Source organism: Rhizobium sp. CIAT894, from assembly GCF_000172795.2.
GTDB lineage: Bacteria > Pseudomonadota > Alphaproteobacteria > Rhizobiales > Rhizobiaceae > Rhizobium.
On record NZ_CP020952.1, the window covers coordinates 24858 to 40562 of the forward strand.

Annotated in this window: 12 protein-coding genes and 1 pseudogene; 8 read left to right on the forward strand and 5 right to left on the reverse strand. The window is 63.6% G+C overall.

Going from position 1 to position 15705, the window contains the following annotated elements; all coding sequences use genetic code 11:
- Window positions 1–100: 100 nt before the first annotated feature.
- Window positions 101–478, forward strand: coding sequence for a helix-turn-helix domain-containing protein (locus RHEC894_RS29070; protein WP_085740168.1), 378 nt, complete (start codon window positions 101–103; stop codon window positions 476–478).
- A 296-nt stretch (window positions 479–774) separates the two neighbouring features.
- On the opposite strand, the gene RHEC894_RS29075 is transcribed toward RHEC894_RS29070, so the two are convergent.
- Window positions 775–1743, reverse strand: coding sequence for a zinc-dependent alcohol dehydrogenase family protein (locus tag RHEC894_RS29075; RefSeq protein ID WP_085740623.1), 969 nt, complete (start codon window positions 1741–1743; stop codon window positions 775–777).
- Between the two features lie 53 nt (window positions 1744–1796).
- Between RHEC894_RS29075 and RHEC894_RS29080 the strand changes: the two genes are divergently transcribed.
- The 5 genes from RHEC894_RS29080 (at window position 1797) to RHEC894_RS29105 (ending at window position 6763) form a co-directional block, all read left to right on the forward strand.
- Window positions 1797–2213 carry a thioesterase family protein gene (locus RHEC894_RS29080; RefSeq protein ID WP_085740169.1) on the forward strand — a complete coding sequence of 139 codons (417 nt, stop codon included), beginning with the start codon at window positions 1797–1799 and terminating at the stop codon, window positions 2211–2213.
- Window positions 2214–2215: 2 nt separating this feature from the next.
- Window positions 2216–3739 (forward strand): AMP-binding protein, encoded by a 1524-nt coding sequence (locus RHEC894_RS29085; RefSeq protein WP_085740170.1) that lies wholly within the window; start codon window positions 2216–2218, stop codon window positions 3737–3739.
- A complete protein-coding gene (locus RHEC894_RS29090; RefSeq protein ID WP_010069025.1) occupies window positions 3717–4934 on the forward strand; it encodes a thiolase family protein in 1218 nt (405 codons plus the stop codon). Before RHEC894_RS29085 ends, RHEC894_RS29090 begins: the two co-directional genes overlap by 23 nt.
- Before the next feature lie 613 nt (window positions 4935–5547).
- Entirely contained in the window at window positions 5548–6312 is a 765-nt protein-coding gene (locus tag RHEC894_RS29100) for an SDR family oxidoreductase (protein WP_085740171.1), read from the forward strand.
- 37 nt (window positions 6313–6349) lie between these two features.
- Window positions 6350–6763, forward strand: a complete 414-nt coding sequence (locus RHEC894_RS29105; protein WP_085740172.1) for a cupin domain-containing protein — start codon at window positions 6350–6352, stop codon at window positions 6761–6763.
- 51 nt (window positions 6764–6814) lie between these two features.
- On the opposite strand, the gene RHEC894_RS29110 is transcribed toward RHEC894_RS29105, so the two are convergent.
- Window positions 6815–8098, reverse strand: a complete 1284-nt coding sequence (locus RHEC894_RS29110; RefSeq protein ID WP_085740173.1) for a cystathionine gamma-synthase family protein — start codon at window positions 8096–8098, stop codon at window positions 6815–6817.
- A gap of 86 nt (window positions 8099–8184) precedes the next feature.
- Window positions 8185–9261, reverse strand: a complete 1077-nt coding sequence (locus RHEC894_RS29115; RefSeq protein WP_085740174.1) for a YihY/virulence factor BrkB family protein — start codon at window positions 9259–9261, stop codon at window positions 8185–8187.
- A gap of 1059 nt (window positions 9262–10320) precedes the next feature.
- On the opposite strand from RHEC894_RS29115, the gene RHEC894_RS29120 reads away from it, so the two are divergent.
- The gene (locus RHEC894_RS29120; RefSeq protein ID WP_085740175.1) at window positions 10321–11268 is read left to right on the forward strand and encodes an IS110 family transposase; all 948 of its coding nucleotides are present in this window, start codon (window positions 10321–10323) and stop codon (window positions 11266–11268) included.
- 1102 nt (window positions 11269–12370) lie between these two features.
- Here the strand turns inward: RHEC894_RS29120 and RHEC894_RS29125 are convergent.
- Together RHEC894_RS29125 and RHEC894_RS29130 are read right to left on the reverse strand one after the other, a co-directional pair.
- Window positions 12371–13262 (reverse strand): annotated as a pseudogene (locus tag RHEC894_RS29125) (methyltransferase domain-containing protein).
- Between the two features lie 290 nt (window positions 13263–13552).
- A complete protein-coding gene (locus RHEC894_RS29130) occupies window positions 13553–14062 on the reverse strand; it encodes a GNAT family N-acetyltransferase (protein WP_085740176.1) in 510 nt (169 codons plus the stop codon).
- Between the two features lie 196 nt (window positions 14063–14258).
- Between RHEC894_RS29130 and RHEC894_RS29135 the strand changes: the two genes are divergently transcribed.
- On the forward strand, window positions 14259–15701 hold the full coding sequence (locus tag RHEC894_RS29135; protein WP_085740177.1) for an RtcB family protein: 1443 nt from the start codon (window positions 14259–14261) through the stop codon (window positions 15699–15701).
- Window positions 15702–15705 lie beyond the last annotated feature (4 nt).

Consider the following 15705-nt stretch of genomic DNA (forward strand, 5'->3'; position numbering starts at 1 on the left):
AGAAAGCAGACTATGAGAGCAGGTCTATGAAACCTCGCCATGCCCGGCAAGAAGGCAGGTTTTGGTGGCAAGGTCAGCCTGCGGTGACCAAGGAGAGCGCATGCCTGGAGAAGCGGACGAGAAGAGACAACAGCCCGGCGCCGGCTGCCCGATCAGAGGCGTGCTCGATCGCATCGGCGATCAATGGAGCCTGCTCACTCTCGAAGCGCTTGAAGGTGAAAAGAAACGCTTCAACGAACTGCTGCGCGAGATCGGCGACATTTCCAAACAGATGCTCTCCAAGACATTGCGGCATCTGGAACAGGACGGCTTCATCAGCCGTACCGTCTATCCTGAAGTTCCGCCACGGGTGGAGTATGAGCTGACGGAGATGGGGCGTTCGTTCCTGATCCCGATGAAAGCGCTGATCGGCTGGGCGGACCGGAATCATCCGCAAATCATGAGGGCGCGGGAGCGGAATGAAGGGGTTGCCAACTGATCGAGATTTGGGATCGGTTAGTTGCCTTTCGCTTGCCGCTCAAGGCGTTCGTCGCCAGGACTCCTCACCCCCCTCATCTGCCCTGCCGGGCATCTTCTCCCCGCTGGGGAGAAGCGGAATCGTGGCAGCGCCTTGCTCCCTCTCAAACTCCAGCTGTCGGAATGACGGTCGTGCGGTCTGGTCCCTTCTCCCCAGCGGGGAGAAGATGCCGGCAGGCAGATGAGGGGGCTACACGGCACACCCTTCATTGCCTGGCTTTGCTGAGCGTACGCGAAGGGCATCCCAACGCGCCTCCATCACGCCAGCAGCACCTTGCCCCCCGTGCGGAAGGGCAGGGCGGCGCGCAGCGCCTCGCCGACCTTTTCCAGCGGAAACACCTCCCGCACCTCTGTCGCGATGACCTTGCCCGCGATCTGCGCCGCCACCTGGGCATAGGCGCGCTGGACCTCGCCCATCGCCTCGGAATGGACCCATTCCCTCAGGTGACAATAGGAAAAGGCGATGTCGGGATGGGAGGCCCAGAAGGATGGCGGGATGCTCTCTCCCGACAGCAGGCCGTAATGCAGGAAGTGCCCGCCAGGCCTCAGCGCATCGGCAAGCACCGAGGCGCGTGCGCCTCCGACGCAGTCGAGCACTGCGTTGAGCCCGTGCCGGCCGGCGAGGCCGGCGGCGAGATCGCTGTCCGCTTTGTCGACGATGACAGCCTCGAGGCGGCCGCTGACGCGCGCGCGGGATTCCTCGCTGCGGACGATTGCGATTGGTTCCACGCCGGCGGCGTTCGCCATGCCGATCAGGATCGATCCGATCGAGGAGGCGGCGGCATTGATGGCGATGCGCATGCCGGGCTTCAGCCCGATCTTGTGGTGCAGCATCAGCCAGGCGGTCATCGGGTTGACGTAGCTGGTCGCCGCTTCGAAGTCGGACAGCGCGTCGGGCACGCGAAGGCACCAGTTGGGATCGGTATCCTTGAATTCCTGCCAGCCGCCGGCGCTGCGCACCGGCAGCACGCGGGTTCCCGGCACAAGTCCGTGCGCCTCCTCGCCGCATGCCTCGACCACACCGAAGGCTTCGAAGCCGGGGATGAAGGGCAGGGTCGTGCGACCGGCATAGGCGCCCGAGATGGTGATGATATCGGAGGGATTGATCGAGCGCGCCAGCAGCCGTACCCGCACATGGTCGCGACGCAACGGCGCCAGTTCGGCCCGCTCGATCCCGACGACCTCCTCGGCCGGCCCGAATTTTCGCACGACCGCCTGATATTGCATTTGCATCCCCCACACAGTCGGTTAGAACACGCCTTCGAAATTTCGGTGATCGAATGAGTGTTGACGACAGGCCTTTAGCATCGTTCCGGGTCTCGATGCGAGACATCGACATCTATGGTCATGTCCATAACTCGGTTTACCTCGACTATTGCGAGGATGCGGTCGTCGAATTCCTGCGGCACCGAGACATTCTCAGCCATTTCCGCCACACCTCCTCGGGCGTTGCCTATCACGTGAAGAAGGCGGAGATCACCTTTCACAACCCGATCGACGTCGACGATGTCGTCGAGGCGAAGGTCGTCGTCGAGAAAATCGGGCGCACCAGCCTCTCCTTCGCGATCGAACTTTTTCGCCGGCGCGACGGCGCCCACTGCGCCTCGGGCGGACTCGTCTGGGTCTGCGTCGGCCTTTCCGACAGCCGCCCCACGCCCATTCCCGAGGCCACCAGAGCCGCCTTGTCGCAGGCCTGACCATGCCGATCCACAAGGAGCTTCTTCGACACGCCACGGAGAGACCGGACAAGCCGGCGGTCGTGATCGACGGCCTCTCCTTGAGTTATGGCGAACTCTATCGCCGTGCCAGCGCAATCTACCGGTGTATCCAAACGCTTCCCCGCTCCAACCACCGTTCATTCGATCTGCCCGGCGTCGAGAAACTTGTGGCCCTCAGCCTCGGCAATCACATCGGCTTCGCCGAATATTTCGTCGCCGCCACCGCCTTGCCGAATGCCTGTGCGGTAATCGACCCGATGATGCCGCCGGACAGGATCGGGCGCATCATCGAGCGGCTGGCGCCTGACGTGCTTGTCGTCGACGACGATGCGAGCCCAAGCGCCGAAATCGGCCGCAGGCTCGGCATACCGGTCGTCGTCGCCGGAGCCGACCCCTTCGATCTCACCGAGACGAAAGGCGAACTGCCGGACGATGCCGAGGGCATCTTCCTGATCGGCTTTACCTCGGGCACAACAGCCGAGCCGAAAGCCTATTACCGCTCGCGCCAGCAATGGCGCCGCAGCCTCGACCGCGGACGCGCGGTTTTCGAGATCGAAGACGCCCCATCCACCATGTGCCCCGGCGCCCTGGCGCATGGGCTGGCGCTTTACGCTATGGTCGAAGCCCTGGATGCCGGCGGCACTTTCCATTCAGTCAGGAAATGGGATGCCGCTGCGGTCGCGCGTATTCTCAGCCGCGAAGAGATCGAGCGGCTGGTTGCCGTGCCCACCCATATAGCAGGCATATCAAGGGCCTGGGCCGGCGAACCGGCTCTGACCTCCTTGCGCGATGTCCTGACCGCCGGCGCCAAGCTCGACGTAAACGGGGTCGAGTCCATGCGGCGCCTTTTTCCGGGGGCGCGCATCCAGGAATATTACGGCGCATCCGAAATCGGTTTCATGACGGTCTCAACGCTTGTCGGGGGTAAGACCGATTTTCCGATCGATCGGGTGGGGCAGGTCTATCCGGGCGTCGAGATTTCCATTCGCGATCCGGATGAAAACGATGTCGGCACCGATGTGCCGGGCACCATCTTCGTCAGGAGCGACCTGATCGCCGACGGCTATCTCTGGGGCGACGACGGCCAGGCGTTCCGGGTCACCAAAGCGGGAGCAACGGTCGGAGATCTCGGGGAACTCGATGAAAACGGCATGCTGCGGGTGATCGGCCGGGCAGGCGGCATGATGATTTCAGGCGGCAACAACGTCTATCCCGCCGAAGTCGAGAGCGCTCTCAAAAGCTGCCCTGGGGTCGAGGATGCCGTCGTCTTCGGGCTGGCGGATGCCTATTACGGCCAGCGGATCGTCGCGGTCGTCTCGGGAGAGGCGACAGATGCGAAAATGCTCGCCGACCATTGCGCGGGACAGCTCGCCCGGTTCAAGATCCCCAGGCAGTTCTACCATATCGCCTCCTGGCCGATGACGAGCAGCGGCAAGATATCCAGGCGGCAGGTGGAAGCTGCGGTCATTTCGGGAGACGGTCTTGTCCTACGCCTATCAGCCTGATGAGGATTGGCAGCCGGTCGTGGTTGCCGCCTACCGCACACCGATCGGCCGGGCCTTCGGATCGCTTTCGACGATCACCGCCGAAGACCTGCTTGCCCCGATCATCCGCCGGCTCGTTGCCGAGACAGGCATTGCACCCGACGCCATCGACGACGTGCTGGTCGGCAATGCCGCCGGCGGCGGCGGCAATATCGGCCGGCTGGCAGCCCTCGGCGCCGGCCTGCCGATGGCGGTGCCCGGTGTGGCCGTCGACCGGCAATGCGGTTCAGGGCTGGAAGCGATCATCCTCGCCGCCCGCCTGGTCCAGGCGAAGGCCGGCGCCTGCTATCTCGCCGGCGGCGTCGAGAGCGTCAGCACCGCGCCATGGCGCGTCGAACGGCCCAAGAGCAATGGCGCCGTGCCGCGCTTTTACGGCCGCGCGCGGTTCTCCCCCGAAACGATCGGCGACCCGGAAATGGGCGTCGCCGCCGAAAACGTCGCCCGCGCCTTCGCCATCTCGCGCCAAAGGCAGGATGAATTCGCCCTCCGCAGTCACCGGCTCGCCGTCGCGGCGGCCGAAGCGGGCCTCTTTCAGTCCGAGATCGTCGAAATCTCCACCGGCCACGGATTGGTGGAACGGGACGAGTGCCCGCGCCCGACGACATCGATCGAAGCACTGGCCAACCTCCGCCCCGTCTTCCTGGCCGATGGCTCGGTGACCGCAGGCAACGCCTGCCCTGTCAATGATGGCGCCTGTCTGGTGCTCGTCATGAGCCGCGGCATGGCCAGAAGCCGCGGCATGGCCAGAAGCCTCGGCATCGAAAAGGGCCTCGCCTTCATCGACAGCGCCGCCGCCGGCGTCGATCCCAACCTGCTCGGCATCGGCCCGGTCGCCTCGACCGCCAAGCTCCTGCAGCGCCAGCCCGGGCTCTCGCTCTCCGGCGTCGATGCCATCGAATTCAACGAGGCTTTCGCCGCCCAGGTTTTGGCATCGCTGGATCAGCTGGACATATCAGCCGATGCGGTCAACAGGGAGGGCGGCGCCATCGCGCTCGGCCATCCGTTCGGGGCATCAGGCGCAATTCTCGTGACCCGGCTCTACAGCCAGCTGGTCCGCGGGGACGGCTGGTCACCAGCCGCAACCGGCCTCGCCATGATCGGCATCGGCGGCGGCATCGGATTGACCGCACTGTTCGAGGCGGTCAGCCTTTCCTGAGAAGGATCGCCGCAAAAACGGGACGAGGGGACGTGCCCCGCGAGATTTGCGGGACGGAGAGGGTACATCTTCGTCTCGCGAGCTAGGAGAAGGTGGCGGCATGCAGGGAGCGCGCATGGCACAGCATCATTGCTCTTCATTTACGCTCAGGCTGAGCTATCTCCGGCGACTTTAGCCCCACCCTCCGTCATGCTCGGCCTTGAGCCGAGCATCCACACCGCATCCGCCGCAGCCGTGGCATGGGTCCTCGGCTCAAGGCCGAGGACGACGGAGAGTGGGGTTGGCTTCTCGCCAAACTCCGCTGGATCTATCCAGCCGCACCGTCTCCATTCCTCGCGACGCCGGATGACGCAAATCTCCTCCATTTCGGCCGGATGGCCCGATCGCAGGGCGAGCCGCCCTACTGCCTTGGCATAGGACGACAGCGACGGAGGGAGAATGGTTCGGACTGACGATCCGGCGCATTCTCCTTTCCATCGGCTGCGGCCGCCGCGCCGGAAATCCCGCGTGGCGTCCCCATACCGATGAAATCGGCTTGCCTCGCCAAGGACGCGATTTCGGCAGCCACCTCAAGTCAACAGAGGAAACCCTCGCTAGGACAAGGAGACTACCCATGAAGATCGTCATTATCGGCGGCACCGGGCTCATCGGCTCGAAGACCGTGGAAAGATTGCGCAGCAAGGGGCATGAGGTATTGGCGGCGTCGCCGAATTCGGGCGTCGACACGATCACCGGCAAAGGCCTGGCGGAGGCGCTTGTCGGCGCGCAGGTGGTGCTCGACCTCGCCAACTCGCCCTCCTTCGAGGACAAGGCCGTCTTGGAGTTCTTCCAGACTTCGGGCCGCAACCTCCTCAAGGCAGGGGCTGCCGCCGGCGTGAAGCATCACATCGCGCTGTCGATCGTCGGCATGGAGCGGCTGCAGGACAGCGGCTACATGCGCGCCAAGAAGGCCCAGGAAGATCTGATCAAGAGCTCCGGCATCCCCTACACCATCGTGCACTCGACGCAGTTTCACGAATTCATGGCCGGCATCGCCCAGTCGGGCACATCAGGTCAGATGGTGCATCTGTCGCCCGCCTATGTCCAGCCGATCGCCTCGGACGACGTCGCCGACGTCATGGCCGAAGTGGCGCTCGCCGCGCCCGTCAACGGCACGATCGAGATCGGCGGGCCGGAGAAAGTCCGCCTCACCGACATCGTAACGCGCCTCTTCAAGGCGACGAACGATCCGCGCCAGGTGATTTCAGATCCGCACGCCCGCTATTTCGGCGTCGAGCTCGAAGACAATTCGCTGGTAACCGGGCCCAAGGCGCGGCTCGGCCGGATCCGCTTCGACGACTGGCTGAGCCGGCAGCCGCCGCAGAAAAAGAGCGCCTGACGGCAAGACGACGTCCCATCAACTGAGGAGACCAGACATGCTCAGAAAAATGATCCCGGCGGCCGCGCTCGCCATTGTCCTTGCCGCCGGCACCCAGGCTCACGCCGCAGGCGGCGACGCGAAGGTTCGCGTCGTTTTCGACCAGAAGCTTCCCAATGTTCCCGGCAAGAGCATGCGGGCGGTGCTCGTCGAATATGGGCCGGGCGGCTCGTCGCCCGGCCATACGCACCCGGCCTCAGCCTTCATCTACGCCACCGTCCTCGAAGGGGCGATCACCAGCAAGGTGAATGACGGGCCGGAGAAGGTCTATAAAGCAGGCGAAAGCTTTCCCGAGTTTCCGGGCGATCATCACGCCGTCAGCAAGAATGCCAGCAAGACAAAGCCGGCTCGCCTGCTGGCGGTCTTCGTGCTGAATACCGACGAGACGGAGCTGACGACCGACGACAAGTGACGTCACCCACGATGCCCGGCGACGCCGGGCATCGATATCTCCTGGCGCGGCTCAGGCCGCCTGCAGCGCCATCTCCAGGTCGGCGATCAGATCGTCCGGATGCTCGATGCCGATCGACAGACGGATCGTCGATTCCAGCACCCCGATGCGCTGGCGCACCTCGGCGGGCACGCCGGAATGCGTCATGGCGGCCGGATGGCTCGCCAGCGATTCCGTGCCCCCGAGACTGACCGCCAGCTTGAAGACCTGCAGCGCGTTCAGGAATTTGAACGAGGCGGCCTGCCCCCCGCGGATATCGAAGGAAAAGGTGGAGCCGGCGCCGGTGCATTGTGCGGCGAAAGTCCGGCCGGCCGGCGAATCCGGCTCGTAATAGGGCAGGTAGTGCACCTTCTCGACTTTCGGGTGATCGCGCAGAAAATCGGCGACGGCCCGCGCATTGCTGTTGGCCCGCTCCATGCGCAGCTGCAGCGTTTCCAGCGAGCGGCCGAGCATCCAGCAGGAATGCGGATCGAGCTGGGTGCCGATCGCTCCGCGCAGCGCCTTGACCTGCTTGATGACGGCCTTGCGGCCGAGAACCGCGCCGGCGATCAGGTCGGAATGGCCGCCGACATATTTGGTCAGCGAATAGAGCGAGATATCGGCGCCGTGCTCGATCGGCCGCTGGAAGACAGGGCCGAGCAGGGTGTTGTCGCAGACGATGATCGGCGTATGTCCCTGTTTTGCGCCGATGGCGTCGGCCACGCGCCGGACCATCGCGACGTCGACCAGGCTGTTGGTCGGATTGGCCGGCGTCTCGATCAGGATGACGGAGACGCGGCCTTTGGTCATCGCCTCCTCCGCCGCCTTCTGCACCGAGCCCTCGCTGACGCCGTCGGCAAAGCCGATGGCGGCGACGCCAAGATTGAGGAAGGTCTTGGCCAACAATGTCTCCGTTCCCCCGTAAAGCGGCTGCGAATGCAGGACCGCATCGCCCGGCCGCACGAAGGCGAGCAGGGTGGTGGCGATCGCCGCCATGCCGGAGGAAAACAGCGCGCCGCTCTCCGTCCGTTCGTAAACGGCGAGCCTGTCCTCGACGATCTCGCTATTGGGGTGGTTGAAGCGCGAATAGACGAGACCGGCGCCTTTGCCCGCAGGCGGCTCGCGGCGGCCCGAGACGTAATCGAAGAAGTCGCGGCCATCCTCGGCCGTATTGAACACAAAGGTAGAGGTGAGGAATACCGGCGGTTTGACCGCCCCTTCCGAGAGTTCGGGATCGTAGCCGTAGTTCAGCATCTGCGTTTCGGGATGCAGTGCATGATTGCCGATATGAGTTTTGGAAGGATGCGGGGCCGTCATGATCGTCTCCTCTGTCGGGATTGCCCAAGGACAAAATACATCAAAACTGCATTGCCGGAGCAAGGATCGATGCCGCCGGTTAACGGTCAGCTGACGGTCTCGCCCAAAGTGTCGGCAACATAGGCGCCGCGCGCACCCATCGGCAGCGGGGCTCCCGTCGTCGTGTCCTTGGCGGTCTGATGTTCCAGTTCGGCGTTGAGTTCCGCTCCGATGACGAGAATGACGACGGAAAGCCAGATCCAGACGAGGAAGCCGATCAGCGCGCCGAGCGTGCCGTAGGTCGCGTTGTAATTGGCGAAATGATCGAGGTAGAAGGAGAAGCCGAGGGACATGGCGGCCCATGCGACCGTCGTCAGCACCGCGCCCCAGGTCATCCACCGGAGCCTGGCAGGCTCGCGGCTGGGACCGAAGCGATAGACGGACGTCACCGCCACCGCGACGACGAGCAGAAGCAGCGGCCACCGCAGGAGGAGGGCCATGTGCTCCTTGAATTGATCGAGCCGGAGATAGGAAAGCACGACCGGCATCACCCCGACGAACACCACCATGACAATCGTCCACAGCACGGCGCAGAGCGTGAAGCAGAGGGCGATCAGGTTCAGCCGGACCACCCCCCGCTTCTCGGTCTCCTCATAGGCGACGTTCATCGCGTCGAAGATCGCCAGCGTGCCGCTATGGGTGCTCCAGAACGCAATGCCGAGACCGACGAAGAAGGTGATGCCGAGCGCGCTGTCGCGCCGGTTGACGAGCTCCTTGATCTGGTCGGCAAGAAGATCGAAGGCCCCCGGCGGCATGAGCACCGACAACTCGCGAAGGTGCTCCGATATGGTGATCGGATCGGCGACCAGCCCGTAGAGAGCGACCAAAGCGCCCATGGCCGGAAACAGCGCCAGCAGCAGGTAAAAGGTGACGCCCGCGGCGATCAGCGTCACCCGGTCGTCCAGCACCTCATGGAACACGCGCCAGAACACGTCGCGAAGACCTGGGAATGGTATCGCCTCCGGCACGGCGGCATTGCGCCCATGATCGTCCGCGGCTCTGCCGCTCTCCGCCGCGACCGGCGAACCGACCTGCCGTGCCTGTATCAACACAAATGCCCCGACCGCCGCGGCCATCATCGCGGCGGCGATGGAGAACCTCTTGAGCGGAAGCACATCTGCCATTACCCTATCCCCTGATTTGCTATCCTCTGCTTTTCCGAGTGGATAACGCTGGGTGCCGCAAAAGGATGCAAGCCGTTGCTTTCTCGTGTGGTTTGCGGCGCAGGGGAGGGCAACCGGAGCCAACAGCGCCATAGGGGCGCCACGCGCCCCCAAAATTCTCGGATTACAATCCACTGATTTTACTAGGCTTTCTTCGCGGTACGGAACCGAAAGCAGGGTTTGGTTTCGCTACTGCTGCGTGAGGGATTTTGGGACTCCCATGGGCGGAGCCCGGAATTTACGGCTGAAGAGGCGACAATGGCGCATCACGCGCCGTTTTTAACCGGAAATTCGGCCGGCCCCCATCCAATTCTCGCGGCCAGGATGCTGGCGTCCTGGCAGCAACAATAACGCCGGCAGCATCGGCCGGCAATGGCAAGTGCCGTTTTCCCCGACCAAATATCGGCCACCTCAACGAACCGGCGACGTGCTCCGAAATCCGCGACAATCCCATCGCCCAGCCTCGGCGCTGTCACGGCCGCTGGACAGAGAACGGCTTGGATGGCGGCGTGTCGCCGCAGCAGGGACACCGAGCGCTCCGCTCAATATCCAATTGTCCGCGGACAACCGGCCGACTCGATCCAACAACAGGCACGAAAGGATATCGCGCCACCGCCCCGCGAGAGCCTCGTCCTGAGGTGCCCCGTAGGGGCTTTTAAGGACGAGGCGGGGCACCGCCGCAACCAGATGCAAGCCGCAACGCTGGTGCGTATCCTTCGAGGCTCCGGCCTCCGCCTACCCGGCTCGGGATGAAGAACGTTGGAGAATGCCGGCCATCAATATGACGCCCGGAGGCTGGCGCGCGAGAAGATTGATCGCCGGATTGTCCGCGGACAACCCGCCGGAGATCCCTCACCGTCCCAGCGAGAGCCTCATCCTTGTACGTTGCCGCTGCGGCTGTGCGACGGAGATGCGCGTCATCCCAGCGTTTGAACTCGTGCCTCAGCAAGCATCTCCGTCGCCATGTTTCGCTCGAACGGTTGATTGGGCCTTGAGCCCGCCCTGCAAGGAGGAGCAGTCATGCATGTCCTGCAAGCTTTCATGGTCGGCATTGATGTCTCGAAGGCCCATGTCAATGTGGCTGTCGAGGGCAAACGCATCGTTGTCCGCTTCGACAACGATGCAGCAGGCCGGGCCGCGCTCGCGACGGCGGTGGCCGGCGCAGAGCTTGTCGTCGTCGAGGCCACCGGCGGTTACGAGATGCCTACCGTCAGGACACTGATGGCCGCCGGCATTGCCGTTGCCGTCGTCAATCCCCGCCAGATCCGCGATTTCGCCAGGGCCAGCGGCCGTCTGGCCAAGACCGATCAGGTCGATGCCCGCGTCATTCGCCACTTCGCCAGAGCGATGCGGCCGGCACAGATCCCCCATATCGACGACGGTCGCATCGCGCTTGCTGCCCTCGTCACCCGTCGCCGCCAGCTCGTCGACATGGCGGTCGCCGAGAAGAACCGCCTCGAACATGCCCCTCAAGCCGTCGCCGTGCTGATCGGCGAGACCCTCGCAGCCCTCAAGGCCCAGCTCGCCCGCGTCGATGCCGCCATAGCGCTCGCCATCGAGGCCGAGCCCGACATGGCCGCACGCCGCGACCTGCTGCTGACCGTGCCCGGCATCGGCGAGGTCGGCGCCGCCGTGCTCATCGCCGAACTGCCCGAACTCGGCGGCATCGACGACAAGAAACTCGCCGCCCTCGTCGGCGTCGCACCGATGGCCCACGACAGCGGCACCTGGCGCGGCCAGCGCCACATCGCCGGCGGCCGCGCCACCGTCCGATGCGCTCTCTACATGGCAACGCTCTCGGCCATTCGCTGCAGTCCAGCCATCAAGGCCTCCTACACAAGGCTGCGCGACGCCGGCAAACCGCCCAAGGTCGCCCTCGTCGCCGCCATGCGAAAACTCATCATCATGATCAATACTATCCTCAAAAGACACACACCCTGGAACGAGCCGCAACAACACGGTTGCTGAGGTGCCCCGCAGCGGCCTCGAAGGACGAGGCGGGCGCACCACCGCAACCAGACGCAAGGCGCAAGGCCGGAGCGCGTCCTTCGAGGCTGCGGCCTCCGGCTACACGCCTCAGGAACGAGGAGCGCCGGAGAATGCCGGCCCTCGTTAGGACGCCCGGGAGACTGGGCGCGCGAGAAGATCGACCCGTCGATTGTCCGCGGACAACTTGCCGGGGATCCCACGCCGCCTCCCAAGAGAGCCTCATACTGAGGCGCCCCGCAGGGGTCTCGAAGGACAGGGCGGGGGCGCCGGCGCAATCCGATGCAAGCCGCAATGTTGGAGCGTGCCCTTCGAGGCTCCGCCCTCGCGGCCTACACACCCCAAGGATGGGGACGCTGGCGGACGGCGGCCCTCAATAGGGAACCTTGAAGAATGACGCCCCTCGCCAGGGCACCAAGAAACAGAGCTCCGATTTGCGGCGCTACTGACTGCGGCTCGACAATGAAAGGCTAGCCCCACCCAAAGCGTGCATCATCAGGCGCCCCGCGGTAACCTCGAAGGACGAAGCGGACACGCCGGAGGTTGACCCTTGCAAGCGCGGCCAGCCCGCTTCAGGAATGAGCGGCAGCAGCCCACGTTGTCCGCGGACAACGCCGCGCCGAACTCGGTGGCGAGCAATAGTCGAGACACTCCTCCGACCTTCTTCCAGCGTCACCCGCATGCAGCCAAACCGCCGAGCTTGAATTTGCCGCATTGCGGCACTACCTGATGGCGGACTGAAGCGCTTAACCCCTCCGAGCTGCTTCGGCTTGACGGACAGCATCCTCCTCCCAGGCTGTCGGTCACTATCGAAGCCCGGCGCTCCTCTCCCGCGCCGGGCTTTCGTTATTTCGGGCAGCCGCCATCATCCCGAAACGGGCGATGCTCCCGCGATCAAGCCGGACCGGGATCGACACGTTGAGCGTCTTCGCCGTCCGCACTGGATGTTTCGCGACGCTGTCGCCCGCTGAACTGTGATCAGCTGATTATGCCGGCGAAGGGCAGGAGGCATCGCGATCGATGGCGCAGCGCTGCATCGCTCTCGCTCCCCTCGAGATCGAGCGATCACCCGCCTGGTCCGTGTTCAGGCATCGTCATAGCAGAGCGCCCATTGGTCGCCGATATACCAGCAGCGCCCTATCCGTGGCTTCGTCTTCCAGAGTAGGCTTTTTATGAACTCGATACCGCCGCGCTTGAACGCGGCCGTCAGCTTCTCCACCTCATTTTCGTCGATCGCCAATCCGCCATCGGCGCAGACGAAATAAGCATTGCCGATCCAACGCGCGGCTAATCCGGTCGCGCTGCGCTCGACACGAAGGGCCGCGCCAAGGGACGCATGCCGGCCGCCATTCGATGACCGGCCCTGCCGCGGTACGCCAAGCGGCAACACCAGGCGCCCTCCAGGTCGCAGCCTTTCGATCCACGGCGCCGCCGGACGCCCGACGGCGAAATTCACGTAGATCGCATCCACCTCTTGCTGCGGCCATTGAGTGCCGTCGGCGGCGATGACGCTGGCATTGGCCCGATCGGCAAGCGCTGCTTGCGCGTGGCCGGCCAGATCGGGATCCATCTCGACGGCATAAACATGACCGGCTGCGCCGACCAGCTCCGCGAGAATGGCGCTATAATAACCGGTGCCGGCGCCGATATGGGCGACACGATCACCGATCTGTACGTCCAGTTCCGTCAGAAGACGGGCGTGCAGCGACGGACTTCCATTGTTGACGCCCTAGTCGGGCTGCAAGGCGAACAGCATCCTGATAGGCCAGAACCGGATCAGAGGAGAGCAGGGAACGATATCCGCCGCCCAGGTTGGCGATCTGCCATGGCGGCGCGCCGAGGAATTTTTCGCGGGCGACGACGGCAAAGGCAGCTTCGATCCGCGGGTTCGTCGTTGCCGCGATTGCCGCCACCTGATGGGCGTAAGCGTGGCGGATCAACGCAAGTTCCTCGGCGGTGAACATAGCATCGGGCATGGCTATCTCCGGATATGACTTCGATCTGTCTCGCTTCCTGCGACTTTGCATCTGCGGAACCATCAATCGACACCAGATGACGATCAATCGGGGATGGACAACAGCCTCAGACAGGCGGCGCTTGTGGCAGAAGTTAAGTATGATTTCGCTTCCATTGCAGGAAACTACGCTGTTGCGTCATAGGCTTAATATAACGGAGCTGCGAACGAAGCCGTCATCGCATATCACTGACTGCGAGCAGGCTGCACGCGGCCGTCGCGTCAATATCTTCCGATAACGCCGTCGGCTCCTCAGGAGCGAGGCGTCGCGGGGGACCGGGCGTTCAGGCTGAAACGTTTCTTGATCCTGTCGACAGGCGTCCCATCCTGGAGCGGAACCTGGGGCAGTCTGTCATAGGTCTCAAAGCCCATCTTCGCGTAATAGCCAAGTCCGCTGATATTGTCGGCCCGGATGGTCGCATTGATGAATTCGAGCCCGAACCCTTTTGCCGCCGCGCGGGTCGCAGGAAAAAGCGCGCTGCCTACGCCTGCGGTTTTCGGCTTCATACGGGCGAAGGTCGCAATGTCGGCGACGCCTTTTGGCGGGTCGCCGTATAGGCTCAGCGATTGAAAACCAACCAGCGACTGACCGTGCTCGGCAACATGGCAGACAAGAGGAAACTCGCCGTCGATGAACCAATCGGCAAACTCGGCAGCCGACAGTGGGGTCTCCAGAGCTGTCGTTCCGCCCGCTTGGATGATCTCGTTCAGGAGAGCGCTCAGCTCCTCCGCATCGGAGGAGACGGCTTTTCGGATATGCATGTCTTGGCTACCTCATCTTCACCGACAACCTATCGGCGAGATCCGGAGAATACAAGTCGGCCACTGGGTAGCGACGGTCCGTCCTTACCCGCCGCAACTGCGCGCTCCGGCATTGAATTTTCCGCCGCTCCATGTCATACGCGCGGGCACTCCGTATTGCCGCGGCTGCTGAACCCAGGCACTCACGGAGAACAACATGAACGCGCCATCATTTATCGGCCGCACCAGCAACATTGCTGGGCATGCCATCAGGTCAGTCGTAGCACGCGACGAGCCGGAACAGAGTTACGCGCACTCACTTGCGGATCTTGCGCACGCTTTGTCGACACCGGAGGCAATGGCTGAGAAGAAGGCCTCGCTGCGGGCTATCGCAACGACCCCTGACTTTCATCCCGGCAAACCGGTTCCCGTCGGCGTCGTCGCTGATGTCGAAGGCGCGGTTCTTCCGCACATGATCGGATCTGACATCGGCTGCGGGATGCGCATGGTCGTCCTCGACAATGTCACATCCGAGCAATTGTCGACGCCGGTGCTCGATCGTCATCTTCGCCATGTGTTCTTCCAAGGTGGCCGTGACATTGCGCTGACGGGATTGGATCGGCATGCGATCCTGCGCGAGGGGCTGCCCGGTCTCTTGGACAGCCTGCAACGGAAGAGCACCGGCCTGCTTTCCAAACTGGATCTTTCGCGAGTATGGGCCGATCTTGAACGCCATTCGGACAGCGGCGTTTTTGCCTGTGAAAATATCGATGTCGATTTTGCGGATTATGCTCAAATCGATAGCGATCACCGCCGTGACGCGATTCTAGGTACGATCGGCGGCGGAAATCACTTCGTCGAACTCGGCTACGTCGATCAAGTCGCAGATGGCACCTTCGCGAGAACCGCGGGCCTGAAGCCGGGCTCTGTCGTCCTTGTGGTCCACTCGGGCTCCCTCGACTTCGGGCAGCGAGTGGGCACGGCAACCAGAGACAGGCTGAAATCTGACTTCAAACCCGGCGAGGATTGGCGGGTACTCTCCAGGGAGATGCGACCGGATCTCTACAAGAGATACATGAACGGTCATGCGAACGCGGTGAACGCAGCATTCGCCAACCGTTTCTTCATCGGACTGGCGGCCATCGAGGCTGTGGCCAGAACGCTTGGACAGGAAATCGAACACCGTCTCGTCTATGACGCTCCCCATAACACGGTTTGGGAGAGTGGAAGCGTTGTGCGCCATCGAAAAGGCGCCTGTCCGGCGAGAGGTGTCGGCGCCCTTGGTGCCGGACCCTACGAATGGTTGGGCGAACCGGTCATCCTGCCCGGATCGATGGGTGACGGCACATGGCTGCTCGCCGGATGCGGATCAACCGACTTTCTGGAGTCGTCCGCCCACGGGGCGGGACGTAAGCTCTCGCGGCAGGAGGCACGCTCGCGAGGGAACACCGCCAATGCGCTGCGCGTCATCGGTCCGGTCGATCCGCAAAGTCCTTCATTGCAGGGGCGGCAGGATATCCTGGCTGAGATTCATGCGCGTCTCAAGGAGGAAGCGCCGGCCGCCTATAAGCCTGTCGATAGCGTCGTTGAGCCCATGGTCGACGCGGGCATGGTCACCAAGGTTGCGAAGATCACGCCGCTGGTGACGGTAAAGGGGTAAGCGA